This is a genomic window from Streptococcus oralis (assembly GCF_019929365.1).
In the GTDB taxonomy this organism is placed as follows: domain Bacteria; phylum Bacillota; class Bacilli; order Lactobacillales; family Streptococcaceae; genus Streptococcus; species Streptococcus oralis_BT.
Genome location: NZ_JAHZPH010000003.1, coordinates 197,003 through 212,247, shown reverse-complemented (window position 1 = coordinate 212,247; position 15,245 = coordinate 197,003). Strand labels below are relative to the sequence as shown.

Sequence of the window (15,245 nt, the reverse complement as noted above, 5' to 3'; positions counted from 1 at the left end):
CTTATTTAGTCTTTCCAAAGTTCTTTAACTTTTGCTTGTACTTCTGCATTTTCTAGGAATTCATCGTAGGTTTCATCGATACGATCAATGACGCCATTCTTAGACAAAACAATGATATGGTTTGCCAAAGTTTGGATAAACTCGTGGTCATGACTGGCAAAGATGATTGATTCTTTAAAGTTTTTCAATCCATCGTTCAAGCTTGAGATAGATTCCAAGTCCAAGTGGTTTGTTGGATCATCAAGTACAAGGACATTTGATTTCAAGAGCATGAGTTTTGAAAGCATGACACGTACTTTTTCTCCCCCTGACAAGACGTTTACAGGTTTGTTAACCTCATCTCCAGAAAAGAGCATACGACCAAGGAAACCACGTAGGAAGGTATTGTCATCTTCTTCTTTACTTGCAAATTGACGCAACCAGTCAAGGATTGACTCTCCACCTGCAAAATCAGCTGAGTTGTCTTTTGGTAAGTAAGAACGGCTAGTAGTAACCCCCCACTTGACAGTTCCTTCATAGTCGATGTCATCCATGATTGCACGAATTAATGCAGTCGTTTGGATGTCATTTTGTCCAATAAGAGCCGTCTTATCACCTGGACGCAAGATGAAACTAATATTGTCTAGAATAATTTCACCATCAATTTTGACAGTTAGGTTTTCTACTGTCAAGAGATCATTACCAATCTCACGTTCTGCTTTAAAGTTGATAAATGGATATTTACGACTAGATGGCACAATCTCTTCTAATTCAATCTTGTCAAGCATTTTTTTACGAGACGTTGCTTGTCTTGACTTAGAAGCGTTGGCAGAGAAGCGAGCAACGAATTCTTGCAATTGCTTAATTTTTTCTTCTGCCTTGGCATTACGGTCTGCTAGCAATTTAGCAGCAAGCTCAGAAGATTCCTTCCAGAAGTCGTAGTTTCCGACATAGAGTTTGATTTTTCCAAAGTCAAGGTCGGCCATATGAGTACACACTTTGTTGAGGAAGTGACGGTCGTGGGATACAACGATAACGGTGTTATCAAAGTCAATCAAGAAATCTTCTAACCAAGTAATAGACTGGATATCAAGACCGTTGGTCGGCTCGTCCAAAAGAAGAACATCAGGTTTACCAAATAAGGCTTTAGCAAGGAGAACCTTCACTTTTTCACCATTGGCCAATTCGCTCATGTTTTGGTAGTGCAATTCTTCTGGAATATTTAGGTTTTGAAGTAATTGAGATGCTTCACTTTCTGCTTCCCAACCTCCAAGTTCGGCAAATTCACCTTCAAGTTCAGCTGCACGAACACCGTCCTCGTCTGAGAAATCTTCCTTCATGTAAATAGCATCTTTTTCTTTCATGATGCTATATAGTTTTTCATTTCCCATGATAACGACATCAATTGCACGTTCATCTTCATAGTCAAAGTGATTTTGACGGAGGACAGAGAGACGTTCATCTGGGCCAAGAGAGATGTGACCAGTTGTAGGTTCGATATCACCAGCCAGAATTTTTAAGAATGTAGACTTCCCAGCACCATTAGCACCAATTAATCCGTATGTATTTCCTTCTGTAAATTTGATGTTGACATCATCAAAAAGTTTGCGATCACTAAAACGTAGTGAAACATCAGATACTGTAAGCAATATTTTTCTCCTATAATATGTAATACATTTATTCTACTAGAAAAGAGAGAAATATTCAAATTTTTATCTGTCAATTTTGTGTCAATTAAGTTTACAGTTTTATTTACAATGAGTTAGTCGTTTGATTTAAATAATTTTCTGTTATTTTAACAAAAAAATGCTATAATTGAAGAGACCATTTCGAAGGAGAAAAAAATGACGAAACCCATTATTTTAACAGGAGATCGCCCAACAGGAAAATTGCATATTGGACATTATGTTGGGAGTCTTAAAAATAGAGTATTACTGCAGGAAGAAGACAAGTATGACATGTTTGTTTTTTTGGCGGACCAACAAGCGTTGACAGATCATGCCAAAGACCCTCAAACGATTGTAGAATCGATTGGGAATGTTGCCTTAGATTATCTAGCAGTTGGATTGGATCCTAGTAAATCGACTATCTTTATTCAAAGTCAAATTCCAGAGTTGGCTGAGCTGTCTATGTACTATATGAATTTGGTGTCACTAGCACGTTTAGAGCGCAATCCTACAGTGAAAACAGAGATTGCTCAGAAAGGGTTTGGAGAAAGTATTCCGACAGGATTTTTGGTTTATCCGATTGCGCAAGCAGCAGATATTACTGCCTTCAAAGCTAATTATGTTCCTGTTGGGACAGATCAGAAACCAATGATTGAGCAAACTCGCGAGATTGTTCGTTCCTTCAATAATGCTTATAACTGTGATGTCTTGGTGGAACCGGAAGGTATTTATCCAGAAAATGAGAGAGCAGGGCGTTTGCCTGGTTTAGATGGAAATGCCAAGATGTCTAAATCCCTTAATAATGGTATTTATCTAGCTGATGATGCGGATACCTTGCGTAAAAAAGTCATGAGCATGTATACTGATCCGAACCATATTCGAGTCGAGGATCCAGGTAAGATTGAAGGAAATATGGTTTTCCATTATCTAGATGTTTTTGGTCGTCCTGAAGATGCTCAAGACATTGCGGATATGAAAGAACATTATCAACGTGGTGGTCTTGGTGATGTGAAGACGAAACGTTATCTACTTGAAATATTAGAACGCGAACTTGGTCCTATTCGTGAGCGCCGTATCGAATTTGCTAAGGATATGGGCGAAGTGTACAATATGCTTCAAAAAGGTAGTGAAAAAGCTCGTGAGGTTGCAGGGCAAACTCTATCTGAAGTTAAGGGAGCAATGGGACTAAATTATTTTAAATAATAGATAAAATATGAATCGTAAAACTATCTCTTCCATAGAATCACAGGGATAGTTTTTTTATGTTTTCTGTTATAAATATAATTGACAAATTTTCATAGAATGGTATGATAGATACAATACAAAAAGAGTCAAGCTCAAAAAGAAAGAAAAGAGGAAACTTCAATGTCTAATTGGGATACTAAATTTTTAAAAAAAGGTTTTACCTTTGATGATGTATTGCTCATTCCAGCAGAAAGTCATGTGTTGCCTAATGATGCAGATTTAACAACAAAATTGGCAGATAATCTGACTTTAAATATCCCAATTATAACAGCCGCGATGGATACAGTCACAGAAAGTCAAATGGCCATTGCTATTGCTCGTGCAGGTGGTCTTGGAGTAATCCATAAAAATATGTCTATTGCGCAACAGGCAGATGAAGTTCGCAAGGTAAAACGTTCTGAAAATGGTGTTATTATTGATCCATTCTTCTTGACTCCAGAACACACTATTGCTGAAGCAGACGAACTGATGGGACGTTACCGTATCAGTGGTGTTCCAGTTGTGGAAACACTTGAAAATCGTAAATTGGTTGGTATTCTAACAAACCGAGATCTTCGCTTTATTTCAGATTACAATCAGCCAATCTCAAACCACATGACCAGTGAAAATCTTGTTACTGCGCCTGTGGGTACAGATCTTGCAACAGCTGAAAGCATTCTTCAGGAACACCGTATTGAAAAACTTCCTTTGGTAGACGAAGAAGGTCGTCTTTCTGGCTTGATTACTATTAAAGATATTGAAAAAGTGATTGAATTTCCAAATGCAGCAAAGGATGAATTTGGCCGTCTTCTAGTTGCTGGTGCGGTAGGTGTTACTTCAGATACATTTGAACGTGCCGAGGCTCTTTTTGAGGCAGGAGCGGATGCGATTGTTATTGATACTGCTCATGGTCACTCTGCTGGGGTTCTACGTAAAATTGCTGAAATTCGTGCTCATTTCCCAGATCGCACTTTGATTGCTGGTAATATTGCAACTGCAGAAGGTGCGCGTGCTCTTTATGATGCAGGTGTAGATGTTGTCAAAGTCGGTATCGGACCAGGTTCTATCTGTACCACTCGTGTGATTGCAGGAGTGGGTGTCCCACAAGTGACAGCAATCTATGATGCAGCAGCAGTTGCACGTGAATATGGTAAAACAATCATTGCTGACGGTGGAATCAAGTATTCTGGAGACATTGTAAAAGCCCTTGCTGCAGGTGGAAATGCTGTTATGCTTGGATCAATGTTTGCTGGAACAGACGAAGCGCCAGGTGAAACGGAAATCTTCCAAGGACGTAAGTTTAAGACTTACCGTGGTATGGGATCAATCGCTGCAATGAAGAAAGGTTCAAGTGACCGTTACTTCCAAGGTTCTGTCAATGAAGCAAACAAACTTGTTCCAGAAGGAATTGAAGGTCGCGTAGCCTATAAAGGCGCAGCAGCTGATATTGTTTTCCAAATGATTGGTGGTATTCGCTCTGGTATGGGTTACTGTGGTGCAGCTAACCTTAAAGAATTGCATGACAACGCTCAATTTATTGAAATGTCTGGGGCTGGTCTAAAAGAAAGCCATCCTCATGATGTACAAATTACTAATGAAGCGCCAAACTACTCTATGTAAGAAGTAGAAAAACAACTCCTGAATTTCAGGAGTTGTTTTTGTTTACAAAGTTGTCAATGCTGATTTACAGAAATTTTACCGTTTTTGATGTTGAAAATACTAAGATTTTCTGGCAAATTTTGCAAGTGGTCTAAACTTGTTGTTGTGATGAAGGTTTGGATAGATTTTGAAATAGTTTCTAGCAATTTCAGTTGCCGTGTGTTGTCAAGTTCACTCATAACATCATCAAGCAAGAGTATCGGAGACTCATTGGTAATACTTTCCATTAGCTCGATCTCTGCCAGTTTGATAGAAAGTACAAGACTACGATGTTGACCTTGACTCCCAAAACTAGCGTCCATTCCATTGATATAAAAAACAATGTCATCTCGATGAGGGCCAACGCCAGTATTCTTTTTAAACAAATCTCTTGATCTACTTTTTTCTAAAGCCATTTTAAAAGAATTCGTCAACTGCTCTTCACCAGTAAAGTTGACAGATGATTGATAAGATATTGACAACTCTTCTAATTGATTTGAGATTTCTAAGTGTTTTTTTTGACCAAATTTCTCTAAATCTTTAATGAATTTTATTCGATGCTTTATAATGCGACAACCATACTCTACTAACTGATCATCTAAGACTGACAGAAATGTTTCGTCAATCTTTTGACTGGATTTTAGGTAAGTGTTTCTCTGCTTGAGTATATGGTTGTAGTTTGATAGGTCTGATAAGTAAATTGGTTTAATTTGTCCCAGTTCGATGTCTATAAATTTTCGACGAACGGAGGGCGATCCTTTAATTAACTGGAGATCTTCAGGTGCGAAGAGAACTACATTCATATGTCCGATGTAGTCTGATAGGCGAGCTTGTTTTAAGTGATTGACTTTAGTCACACGCCCTTTTGGTGTTAAATCAATTTCTAGAGGTATAGAACCTGTTTTTTTCTGTAGCAAGCCAGAAAGATGGAGTTGTTCTTCATCAAAATGAATGAGATTTTTATCTGTTCGAGTACGATGGCTGCGTGTTAAGGCCAAGAAATAGATTGCTTCTAGAATATTGGTTTTTCCTTGCGCATTTTGACCCAAAAAGACGTTTAATTTTGGATTAAAATCAATTTTTGCCTCTTTGTAGTTTCGAAAGGTTTTAATTGTTAAATGTTGAAGCCACATGGTTATCTTCCTGGAAAACGTGGGGGTTGTTTGGTTTTAGGCGATGAAGAAGTTTTTTGTTTTTCTTTCTTTACACCCTTGTTCATCTCTTTGACAAGTTTAGCAATTCGCTCTTTCTCAATCTTATCTGCTTGATACTCTTCTTGCTCTTTTAAACTTGATTTTGTCAAGGTGATGTCAATCTTTAAATCAGGAATGTCAATCGTATCTCCAACACGAATTTTTTTTCCACGTCTATTTTCTAATTCACCATTAAAGTAAACTTGATGCTCTATTAGAAAAGATTTGATAGCACCACCGCTTTGTATAATTCCAAGCTCTTTTAGGAGGGCTTGGAGCGTAATAAATTCTTCAAATAATTTGTATTCCATAATTCACCTCAATCTTTGGTATTATACCATATTTTCCCTGAAATAGCTGAAGGAAAGTCAGCTGAAATGAAAACGATTTTACTTTTGAAAGCTATAAAGAGAACAAGAAAAATTTTGATTTTCGTGGTATAATAGAACTCTATATGTAAGGAGGTAAGGTATGGAATTAGTGCCTGGAATTTCAGCACATTTTATTCAATCCAAAAAGTTTAAAACAAATAAAATCACTATTCGTTTTACTGCTCCCTTATCTCTTGAGACAATAGCGGGACGCATGTTAAGTGCGAGTATGTTGGAGACTGCCAATAAAGCTTACCCAACATCTCAAGCTTTTCGCAGATATTTAGCAAGTTTGTATGGGACAGATATTTCTACGAGTGCTTATCGTAGAGGACAGGCACATATTCTTGATTTAACATTTACCTACGTGCGGGATGAGTTTTTGAGTAAAAAAAATGTTCTGACTTCTCGAATTTTGGAATTAGTGAAACAGACTTTATTTGCGCCCTTAGTTCTAGATGGAGCCTTTGAGCCAGCCTTATTTGAAATTGAAAGAAAACAATTATTGGCTAGTTTAGCTACTGATATGGATGATTCATTTTATTTTGCTCATAAGGAATTGGATAACTTGTTCTTTCATGATGAACGTCTTCAATTGAGATATAGTGATTTACGAAATCGCATTTCAAATGAGTCTCCAAAAAGTAGTTACACTTGCTTGCAAGATGCTCTGAAAAATGATCGAATTGATTTCTTTTTCTTAGGTGATTTCAATGAAGTTGAAGTGAAGGAGTGGTTGAGATCATTTTCCTTTACTGGGCGTCAACTCCATGTCAAGCCTCAGTACAAGCAACCATATTCAAACGTCCTTCGGGAAGGAATGGTTCGTAAGAATGTGGGCCAATCCGTTTTGGAATTGGGTTACCATTGTTCTACGAGCTATGGAGACAAGCATCATTTGGCCATGGTAGTAATGAATGGTCTGTTAGGTGGTTTTGCTCACTCTAAGCTTTTTACAAATGTTCGGGAAAATGCTGGTCTAGCCTACACTATCTCCAGTCAATTGGATTTGTTTAGTGGCCAATTGAAGATGTATGCTGGCATTGATCGGGAAAAGCGCAATCAAGCCAGAAAACTGATGAATCATCAATTACTTGAACTAAAGAAAGGTAATTTTACAGATTTGGAGATTGAACAGACTAAGGAGATGATTCGCAGAACCTTATTGCTTGCGCAAGATAGTCAGAGCTCACTAATCGAGCGAGTTTACTTGAATAGTTTGTTAGGGAAATCTACATCAGATTTTGACAATTGGATTGAAAAATTAAATAAAGTTGATAAAGAAGCTATCTGCAAAGCAGCAAATAGTGTTCGGTTACAAGCGATATACTTTATGGAAGGAATAGAATGACACCAGTTACCTTTGAAGAAACATACTATCCTGCTGTAAAGGAGACGGTTTATCAGACTCGTCTATCAAATGGATTGACAGTGTCTCTCCTTCCTAAGAAACAATTTAATGAAGTTTACGGAGTTGTAACAGTTCAATTTGGATCAGTAGACACAATCTTTACACTATCTGAAAAAGGTTTACAGTGTTATCCAGCTGGAATTGCACATTTTCTTGAACATAGACTATTTGAGAGAGAAAATGCTGAAGATATTATGGAGTCTTTTACACGCTTGGGAGCTGATAGCAATGCTTTTACAAGTTTTACAAAGACGAGTTATTTGTTTTCGACAATAGATCATTTATCAGAAAATTTGGATTTGCTTGAAGAATTGGTAACAGTTGCTCATTTTACAGAAGATTCAGTTGAGCGAGAGAGGGAAATTATCCAACAGGAACGTGAGATGTACCAAGACGATCCAGATTCGCGTCTGTTTTTTGCAACATTAGCAAATCTTTATCCTAATACTCCTCTGGCAGCAGATATTGTTGGAAGCGAAAAATCAATTAATAATATCCAGCTAAATGACTTAAAAGATAACTTTACAGCCTTTTACAAACCTGTCAATATGTCTTTGTTTTTAGTTGGCAATTTTGATGTAGATACGGTTGAGAAGTATTTTTCACAAAAGAAACTTAGAAACTTGGAAGACATGGTAGTAAGGAAGGAGAAGCTTACTTTACAAGCTGTCAAAGAAACAGATAGCCTTCGGATGGAAGTCTCTTCACCAAAACTTGCTGTTGGAATTAGGGGAGCAGGTGAGGTGGCAGCAGAAGATTGCTACCGTTATAATATTTTGCTAAAATTATTGTTTACGATGATGTTTGGTTGGACTTCTGAGCGATTTCAAAAGTTATATGAGAATGGGAAGTTAGATGCGTCATTGTCACTTGAGGTTGAAGTCAACAGTCGCTTTCATTTTGTGATGTTGACGATGGAAACGAAAGAACCTGTTTCGTTGTCGCATCAATTTCGAAAGGCTATTCGCAACTTTACGAAAGATTCAGATCTTACAGAGGAACATCTGGATCTTGTTAAGAGTGAGATGTTTGGGGAATTTTTCAGTAGTATGAACTCCTTGGAGTTTATTGCGACACAGTATGAACCAGTCGACAGAGGAGAAACTATTTTGGATTTACCAAAAATTTTACAAGAAATTACTTTAGACGATGTTCTTGAAGCAGGTCATCGTTTGATAGATGATGGTGATCTAGTTGATTTTACAATCTTTCCAGCTTAAAAGATTAAGTAACCCTAGAAAGAAGGAATGCTAAGTATGAGAAAAAAAACAATTGGTGAGGTTCTGCGTCTAGCCAGAATTAACCAGGGATTAAGTATAGAAGAACTGCAGGCAAAAACGGATATTCAGATGAATTTATTAGAAGCTATGGAGGCAGATGATTTTGATCAACTCCCTAGTACCTTCTACGCTCGTTCTTTTTTGAGAAAATATGCTTGGGCAGTTGAATTGGATGAACGAATTATTTTGGATGCCTATGATTCAGGTAGTATGATCACTTATGAAGAGGTAGATGTCGATGAAGAAGACTTGTCTGGTCGCAGACGATCAAATAAGAAAAAAACGTCTTATCTGCCCTTGATTTATTTCATTTTATTTGCCTTGTCGATTTTAATTTTTGTGACTTATTATGTTTGGAATTATATCCAGACTCAACCAACGCGTCCTTCTTCGCCTAATTATAGTGTTGTTAGCTCAACTAGTTCCACAACCTCATCTAGTTCATCTTCTAGTAGTCAGACGTCTAGCCCATCTTCTACTACGGAATCAACTATTACAGTGTCAGGCGAAGGAAACCGCATTGAAGCTCGGTATAAAACGAGTAAGGAAACAGCTACGGTTCAGCTGGCAGTTTCGGATGTAACTAGCTGGGTTAGTGTTTCAGGAAGTGAGCTGGAGGGTGGTGTGACACTATCCGCAGACAATAAAAATGCAAAAACAGCAGTTTCAACTAAGAATCCCGTTACTATCACCTTAGGTGTAGTGAAGGGAGTTACTTTAACTGTGGACAATCAAACGATCGACACCTCGAAGCTGACAACTCAGACTGGAACTGTAACACTTACATTCACTACAGATTAAGGAAAAACCAATGAAGAAAGAACAAATTCCTAATATATTAACTATTGGTAGAATTCTCTTTATACCTCTCTTTATTCTTATTTTGACTTTGGGTCATTCACAAGGCAGTCACCTGCTGGCAGCGATCATCTTTGCAGTTGCTAGTATAACGGATTATCTTGATGGTTATCTTGCTCGCAAATGGAATGTGGTCAGCAACTTTGGAAAGTTTGCAGATCCAATGGCGGATAAGTTGTTGGTTATGTCAGCTTTTATCATGTTGATTGAGTTGGGTATGGCTCCAGCTTGGGTTGTTGCTATTATCATCTGTCGTGAACTCGCTGTGACAGGCCTACGTCTGTTGCTCGTTGAGACGGGAGGGACAGTTCTAGCAGCAGCGATGCCAGGGAAAATCAAGACCTTTAGTCAGATGTTTGCTATTATCTTTTTGCTCTTACATTGGAATTTAATTGGGCAACTGTTGCTTTATATCGCTTTGTTTTTCACTATCTACTCTGGTTATGATTATTTCAAGGGTAGCGCTCATGTATTCAAAGGGACATTTGGTTCGAAATGAAATCAGTTATTGAAGTAAAAGATCTGTCTTTTCGTTACAAGGAAGACCAGGAACATTATGATGTTAATAATGTCTCGTTTCACGTGAAACGTGGAGAATGGCTTTCGATTGTAGGTCATAATGGAAGTGGGAAATCGACAACTATCCGTTTGATTGATGGCTTGCTTGAAGCAGAGTCTGGAGAAATCTGGATAGATGGTCAACTGCTGTCTTCTGAGAATGTTTGGGACTTGCGTCGTCAAATTGGTATGGTTTTTCAAAATCCAGATAACCAGTTTGTGGGCGCAACTGTTGAAGATGATGTTGCCTTTGGTTTAGAAAATCAGGGACTTCCTCGTGAAGAAATGAAAAAGAGAGTGGCTGAATCTTTGGAGTTGGTAGGTATGCTGGAATTTAAGAAGAGAGAACCAGCTCGTTTGTCTGGTGGACAAAAACAACGGGTGGCTATTGCAGGAGTTGTTGCCTTGAGACCAGCTATTTTGATTCTGGACGAGGCTACAAGTATGTTGGATCCCGAGGGACGCAGAGAACTGATTCAGACTGTTCAAGAGATTCGAAAAGACCACCAGATGACAGTCGTCTCCATTACGCACGATTTGGAAGAAGTTGCGATGAGTGATCGTGTCTTGGTCATGAAAAAAGGCCAAGTGGAGTCAACCAGCAGCCCAAGAGAACTTTTTTCTCGGGATGACCTTGACCAGATAGGGTTAGATGAGCCTTTTACTAATCAATTGAGAGAATCTTTGAGAGAAACTGGATATCAGTTGCCAGATGGCTATTTGACAGAAGGAGAGCTAGAGGACAAGTTATGGGAATTACTCTAGAAAATGTGAGCTTTACCTATCAAGAGGGGACTCCCCTATCTTCATCAGCTTTGACTGATGTTTCCTTGACGATTGAGGAGGGTTCCTATACAGCTTTAGTAGGACACACGGGTAGTGGGAAATCAACGATTTTACAGCTTTTAAATGGCCTATTGGTTCCAACTAAGGGTTCTGTTCGAGTTTTCGATACCATCATTACCCCTACATCAACAAATAAAGAAATTCGCCAGATTCGAAAGCGGGTTGGTCTAGTGTTTCAATTTGCTGAAAATCAGATTTTCGAAGAGACTGTTTTGAAAGATGTTGCGTTTGGACCACAAAATTTTGGAGTTTCTGAGGAAGAAGCCAAGAAAATTGCGCGTGAAAAGTTAGCCTTGGTGGGCATCGATGAGTCACTCTTTGAGCGCAGTCCTTTTGAACTTTCGGGTGGCCAGATGAGACGTGTGGCTATAGCAGGTATGCTAGCTATGGAGCCAACTGTCTTGGTTTTGGATGAGCCAACAGCAGGGCTAGATCCTCTGGGCAGAAAAGAATTGATGACCCTGTTTAAAAAACTTCACCTTGCTGGAATGACAATCGTTCTGGTAACGCATTTGATGGATGACGTAGCTGAGTATGCTGATCAGGTTTACGTTATGGAAAAGGGGCGTTTAGTCAAAAGTGGCAAACCGAGCGAAGTTTTCCAAGATGTAGCCTCTATGGAAAATGTACAGTTAGGTGTGCCTAAAATCACAGCCTTTTGTAAACGTTTGGCAGATAGAGGTGTAGCTTTTAAAAAACTGCCAATCAAGATAGAGGAGTTTAAGGAGTCGCTAAATGGATAGTATGATTTTAGGGCGTTATATACCAGGAGATTCTATCATTCATCGCTTGGATCCCCGTAGCAAATTGCTCGCTATGATCCTGTTGATTTTGATTGTATTTTGGGCCAACAATCCCCTCGCCAATCTCATTCTTTTTGTAGCAACAGGTATATTTATCGCTTTGTCGGGCGTTTCCCTCTCGTTTTTTGTCCAGGGATTAAAATCTATGTTTTTCTTGATTGCTTTTACGACTCTATTTCAGCTCTTTTTCATTTCAAGTGGAAATGTCTTATTTGAGTTTTCTTTTATAAGAATAACGGATTATGCTTTGCAACAAGCAGGAATCATTTTCTGTCGTTTTGTGTTGATTATTTTCTTTTCAACCTTGCTAACATTAACGACCATGCCTTTGAGTCTGGCAGCTGCAGTTGAAGCTCTTTTAGCACCGCTGAAACGCGTGAAAGTTCCCGTTCATGAAATTGGCCTCATGTTATCAATGAGTTTGCGTTTTGTTCCAACCTTGATGGATGACACAACGCGAATTATGAATGCTCAGAAGGCTCGTGGAGTTGACTTTGGTGAAGGTAGTATCGTTCAAAAAGTAAAGGCTATGATTCCGATTTTAATTCCTCTTTTTGCGACGAGCTTAAAGCGTGCAGATTCATTAGCAATTGCCATGGAAGCGCGTGGTTATAAGGGAGGAAAGGGTAGAAGCCAGTATAGACAGTTGAGATGGAGTCAAAAGGATACACTGGCGATTCTTGTGATTCTGGTGCTGGGATGTCTCTTATTTTTCTTAAAATCTTAGTGGATTTGTAAGATTGATAAAAAATCACAGTAGTAGATCTTTAGTAAAAAGGTAGGAATATGAACCGTTTTAAAAAATCAAAATATCTAATCATCGTTTTTGTCACAGTTCTGGCAGTTTCTGTTCTATTAGTTACAACCTATTCAAGTGCTATTGTGACAAAACTAGGAGATGGGATTTCTTTAGTAGATAGAATTGTTCAAAAACCCTTTCAATGGTTTGATACTTTCAAATCGGATTTGGGCCATTTGACGCAGACTTACAATGAAAACGAGAGTCTAAAAAAACAACTCTATCAATTAGAGGTGGAGTCTAATCAATCAGAACGTTTAAAAACAGAAAATGAACAACTACGTCAGTTGCTAGAGATGAAGTCAAAATTGCAGGCTACAAAAACCCTAGCAGCAGATGTGATTATGCGTGCTCCAGTATCTTGGAAGCAAGAGTTAACAATTGATGCGGGAAGTTCAAAAGGAGCTTCTGAAAATATGTTGGCCATTGCAAATGGGGGCTTGGTTGGTAGTGTTTCAAAGGTGGAAGATCATTCAACAACTGTCAATCTTTTAACCAACGCTGAAAACACGGATAAGATCTCTGTTAAAATCCAACATGGTTCTACTGAAATTTACGGAATTATCGTTGGTTATGACAAGGAATCTGAACTGCTTAAAATCAGTCAATTAAATAGTAATAGTGACATCAGTGCTGGAGACAAGGTGACTACAGGTGGGCTAGGAAACTTTAATGTCAAAGATATTCCTGTTGGAGAAATTGTTGGTACAACGCACAGCAGTGACTATCTAACACGAGAGGTAACTGTAAAGTTAAGTGCTGATATCAAAGATCTTCATGTGGTAGAGTTAGTGGGGAATTAGCAATGAGATTGTTAAAACAAATTGGTATTTTCTTTTTACTCCCTTTTGTTGTGCTAATTGATGCTCATATTGGACAACTGGTGGGATCCTTCTTCCCCCACTTTCATTTAGCCAGTCATTTTCTATTCTTGTTTCTCTTATTTGAGACAATCGAGGTCTCGGAGTATCTCTATCTAGCCTATTGTTGTATAGTGGGTTTGGTTTATGATATTTATTTTTTCCACTTGATTGGAATTGCCACGCTTTTGTTTATCTTGATAGGTGCTTCGCTCCACAAGTTTAACAGCGTGATTTTGACAAATCGTTGGACAAGGATGTTGACCATTATTGTGATCAGTTTTCTGTTTGATATGGGGAGCTATCTTTTGGCTCTTGCTGTGGGACTGACTGTAGATTCTATGCCGGTTTTCATTGTTTATAGCCTTGTCCCTTCAATGATTCTGAACTTCTTATGGATGGCGATTTTCCAATACATTTTTGAAAAATATTATCTATGAGAAAGAAATATAAATGTAACAAAGGCGTAATATTTATTATGTCTTTTTTTGGTATACTAGTAATGTCTCAAATAGAAGGAGTATCGATAGAATATGAAGAAAAAAATCTTAGCGTCACTTTTGTTAAGTACAGTATTGGTCTCACAAACGGCAGTATTGACAACTGTTCGTGCAGAAACAACTGATGAAAAAATTGCTGCTCAAGATAATAAAATTAGCAGTTTAACAGAGCAACAACAAGAAGCTCAAAAGCAAGTGGATCAAATCCAAGGTCAAGTTTCAACAATTCAAGCAGAGCAAGCAAGCTTGCAAGCTGAAAACGAAAAATTACAAGCTGAATCTAAAAAACTTGAAGGAGAAATTACAGAGCTTTCTAAAAATATCGTGGCTCGTAATGCTTCTTTAGAAAAACAAGCACGTAGCGCACAGACAAATGGAGCTGCGACTAGCTACATTAATACAATTGTAAACTCAAAATCAATCACAGAAGCCATTTCGCGTGTTGCTGCAATGAGCGAGATTGTATCGGCTAACAACAAAATGTTGGAGCAACAAAAGGCTGATAAAAAAGCAATTTCTGATAAACAAGTAGCCAATAATGAAGCAATCAATACAGTTATTGCGAACCAACAAAAACTGGCTGATGATGCGCAGGCATTGACAACTAAGCAAGCTGAGTTGAAGGTTGCAGAGTTGAATCTTGCTGCTGAGAAAACTACTGCAGAAGGTGAGAAAGCTAGTTTGCTAGAGCAGAAAGCAGCAGCAGAGGCAGAAGCACGTGCTGCAGCAGAAGCAGAAGCAGCTTACAGAGCACGTCAAACAAGTCAACAGCAATCAGTTGTTGCTTCTGGAAACACAAGTTTCTCAGCTCAAGTACAAGCAACATCAACAACTGACGAGGAGGATTCAAGCTACACTCCGGCACCTGCGCCAGCGCCTGCTAGACAACGTCCAACTTACAGCTCAAATGCTTCAAGTTATCCAACTGGTGAATGTACTTGGGGAGCTAAAACATTGGCACCTTGGGCTGGAGATTACTGGGGCAACGGAGCTCAGTGGGCAACAAGTGCAGCCGCAGCAGGATTCCGTACAGGTTCAACTCCACAAGTTGGTGCGATTGCATGTTGGAATGATGGTGGTTATGGACACGTAGCGGTTGTTACAGCAGTTTCATCATCAACTCGTATTCAAGTATCAGAATCAAACTACGGTGGAGATCGTACAATCGGAAACAAACGTGGATGGTTCAACCCAACTACAACTTCTGAAGGTTACGTAACATACATCTATCCAAACTAATGTATAAAACGAAGAGACT

Annotated in this window: 15 protein-coding genes; 12 read left to right on the top strand and 3 right to left on the bottom strand. The window is 38.6% G+C overall.

Going from position 1 to position 15,245, the window contains the following annotated elements; all coding sequences use genetic code 11:
* Nucleotides 1-5: 5 nt before the first annotated feature.
* Nucleotides 6-1,628: an ATP-binding cassette domain-containing protein gene (locus K1I53_RS06135; RefSeq protein ID WP_223328749.1), complete on the bottom strand. Its 1,623-nt coding sequence runs from the start codon at nt 1,626-1,628 to the stop codon at nt 6-8.
* 195 nt (nt 1,629-1,823) lie between these two features.
* On the opposite strand from K1I53_RS06135, the gene trpS reads away from it, so the two are divergent.
* Both trpS and guaB read left to right on the top strand, forming a co-directional pair.
* Entirely contained in the window at nt 1,824-2,849 is a 1,026-nt protein-coding gene (gene trpS, locus K1I53_RS06130) for a tryptophan--tRNA ligase (RefSeq protein ID WP_223328748.1), read from the top strand.
* Between the two features lie 162 nt (nt 2,850-3,011).
* Nucleotides 3,012-4,490, top strand: coding sequence for an IMP dehydrogenase (gene guaB / locus K1I53_RS06125; protein ID WP_000073416.1), 1,479 nt, complete (start codon nt 3,012-3,014; stop codon nt 4,488-4,490).
* 53 nt (nt 4,491-4,543) lie between these two features.
* Here the strand turns inward: guaB and recF are convergent, their stop codons facing one another.
* Nucleotides 4,544-5,641 (bottom strand): DNA replication/repair protein RecF, encoded by a 1,098-nt coding sequence (recF, locus tag K1I53_RS06120; protein WP_223328747.1) that lies wholly within the window; start codon nt 5,639-5,641, stop codon nt 4,544-4,546.
* 2 nt (nt 5,642-5,643) lie between these two features.
* Nucleotides 5,644-6,012: a S4 domain-containing protein YaaA gene (yaaA, locus tag K1I53_RS06115; protein WP_223328746.1), complete on the bottom strand. Its 369-nt coding sequence runs from the start codon at nt 6,010-6,012 to the stop codon at nt 5,644-5,646.
* 160 nt (nt 6,013-6,172) lie between these two features.
* Between yaaA and yfmF the strand changes: the two genes are divergently transcribed.
* The 10 genes from yfmF to pcsB all read left to right on the top strand — a co-directional run bounded on the left by yfmF (nt 6,173) and on the right by pcsB (nt 15,226).
* Entirely contained in the window at nt 6,173-7,423 is a 1,251-nt protein-coding gene (gene yfmF / locus K1I53_RS06110; RefSeq protein WP_223328745.1) for an EF-P 5-aminopentanol modification-associated protein YfmF, read from the top strand.
* Nucleotides 7,420-8,703, top strand: a complete 1,284-nt coding sequence (gene yfmH, locus K1I53_RS06105) for an EF-P 5-aminopentanol modification-associated protein YfmH (RefSeq protein WP_223328744.1) — start codon at nt 7,420-7,422, stop codon at nt 8,701-8,703. The genes yfmF and yfmH overlap by 4 nt, the downstream gene beginning before the upstream one ends.
* 36 nt (nt 8,704-8,739) lie before the next feature.
* Nucleotides 8,740-9,564, top strand: a complete 825-nt coding sequence (gene rodZ / locus K1I53_RS06100; protein ID WP_223328743.1) for a cytoskeleton protein RodZ — start codon at nt 8,740-8,742, stop codon at nt 9,562-9,564.
* Nucleotides 9,565-9,574: 10 nt separating this feature from the next.
* A complete protein-coding gene (pgsA, locus tag K1I53_RS06095; protein ID WP_223328742.1) occupies nt 9,575-10,120 on the top strand; it encodes a CDP-diacylglycerol--glycerol-3-phosphate 3-phosphatidyltransferase in 546 nt (181 codons plus the stop codon).
* A complete protein-coding gene (locus K1I53_RS06090; RefSeq protein ID WP_223328741.1) occupies nt 10,117-10,944 on the top strand; it encodes an energy-coupling factor ABC transporter ATP-binding protein in 828 nt (275 codons plus the stop codon). Before pgsA ends, K1I53_RS06090 begins: the two co-directional genes overlap by 4 nt.
* Nucleotides 10,929-11,768 carry an energy-coupling factor transporter ATPase gene (locus tag K1I53_RS06085; RefSeq protein WP_223328740.1) on the top strand — a complete coding sequence of 280 codons (840 nt, stop codon included), beginning with the start codon at nt 10,929-10,931 and terminating at the stop codon, nt 11,766-11,768. The genes K1I53_RS06090 and K1I53_RS06085 overlap by 16 nt, the downstream gene beginning before the upstream one ends.
* Nucleotides 11,761-12,555 (top strand): energy-coupling factor transporter transmembrane component T family protein, encoded by a 795-nt coding sequence (locus K1I53_RS06080; RefSeq protein WP_000377877.1) that lies wholly within the window; start codon nt 11,761-11,763, stop codon nt 12,553-12,555. Before K1I53_RS06085 ends, K1I53_RS06080 begins: the two co-directional genes overlap by 8 nt.
* A gap of 59 nt (nt 12,556-12,614) precedes the next feature.
* A complete protein-coding gene (mreC, locus tag K1I53_RS06075; protein WP_223328739.1) occupies nt 12,615-13,430 on the top strand; it encodes a rod shape-determining protein MreC in 816 nt (271 codons plus the stop codon).
* A gap of 2 nt (nt 13,431-13,432) precedes the next feature.
* A complete protein-coding gene (gene mreD, locus K1I53_RS06070; protein WP_223328738.1) occupies nt 13,433-13,927 on the top strand; it encodes a rod shape-determining protein MreD in 495 nt (164 codons plus the stop codon).
* A gap of 93 nt (nt 13,928-14,020) precedes the next feature.
* Nucleotides 14,021-15,226, top strand: coding sequence for a peptidoglycan hydrolase PcsB (gene pcsB, locus K1I53_RS06065; RefSeq protein ID WP_223328737.1), 1,206 nt, complete (start codon nt 14,021-14,023; stop codon nt 15,224-15,226).
* Nucleotides 15,227-15,245 lie beyond the last annotated feature (19 nt).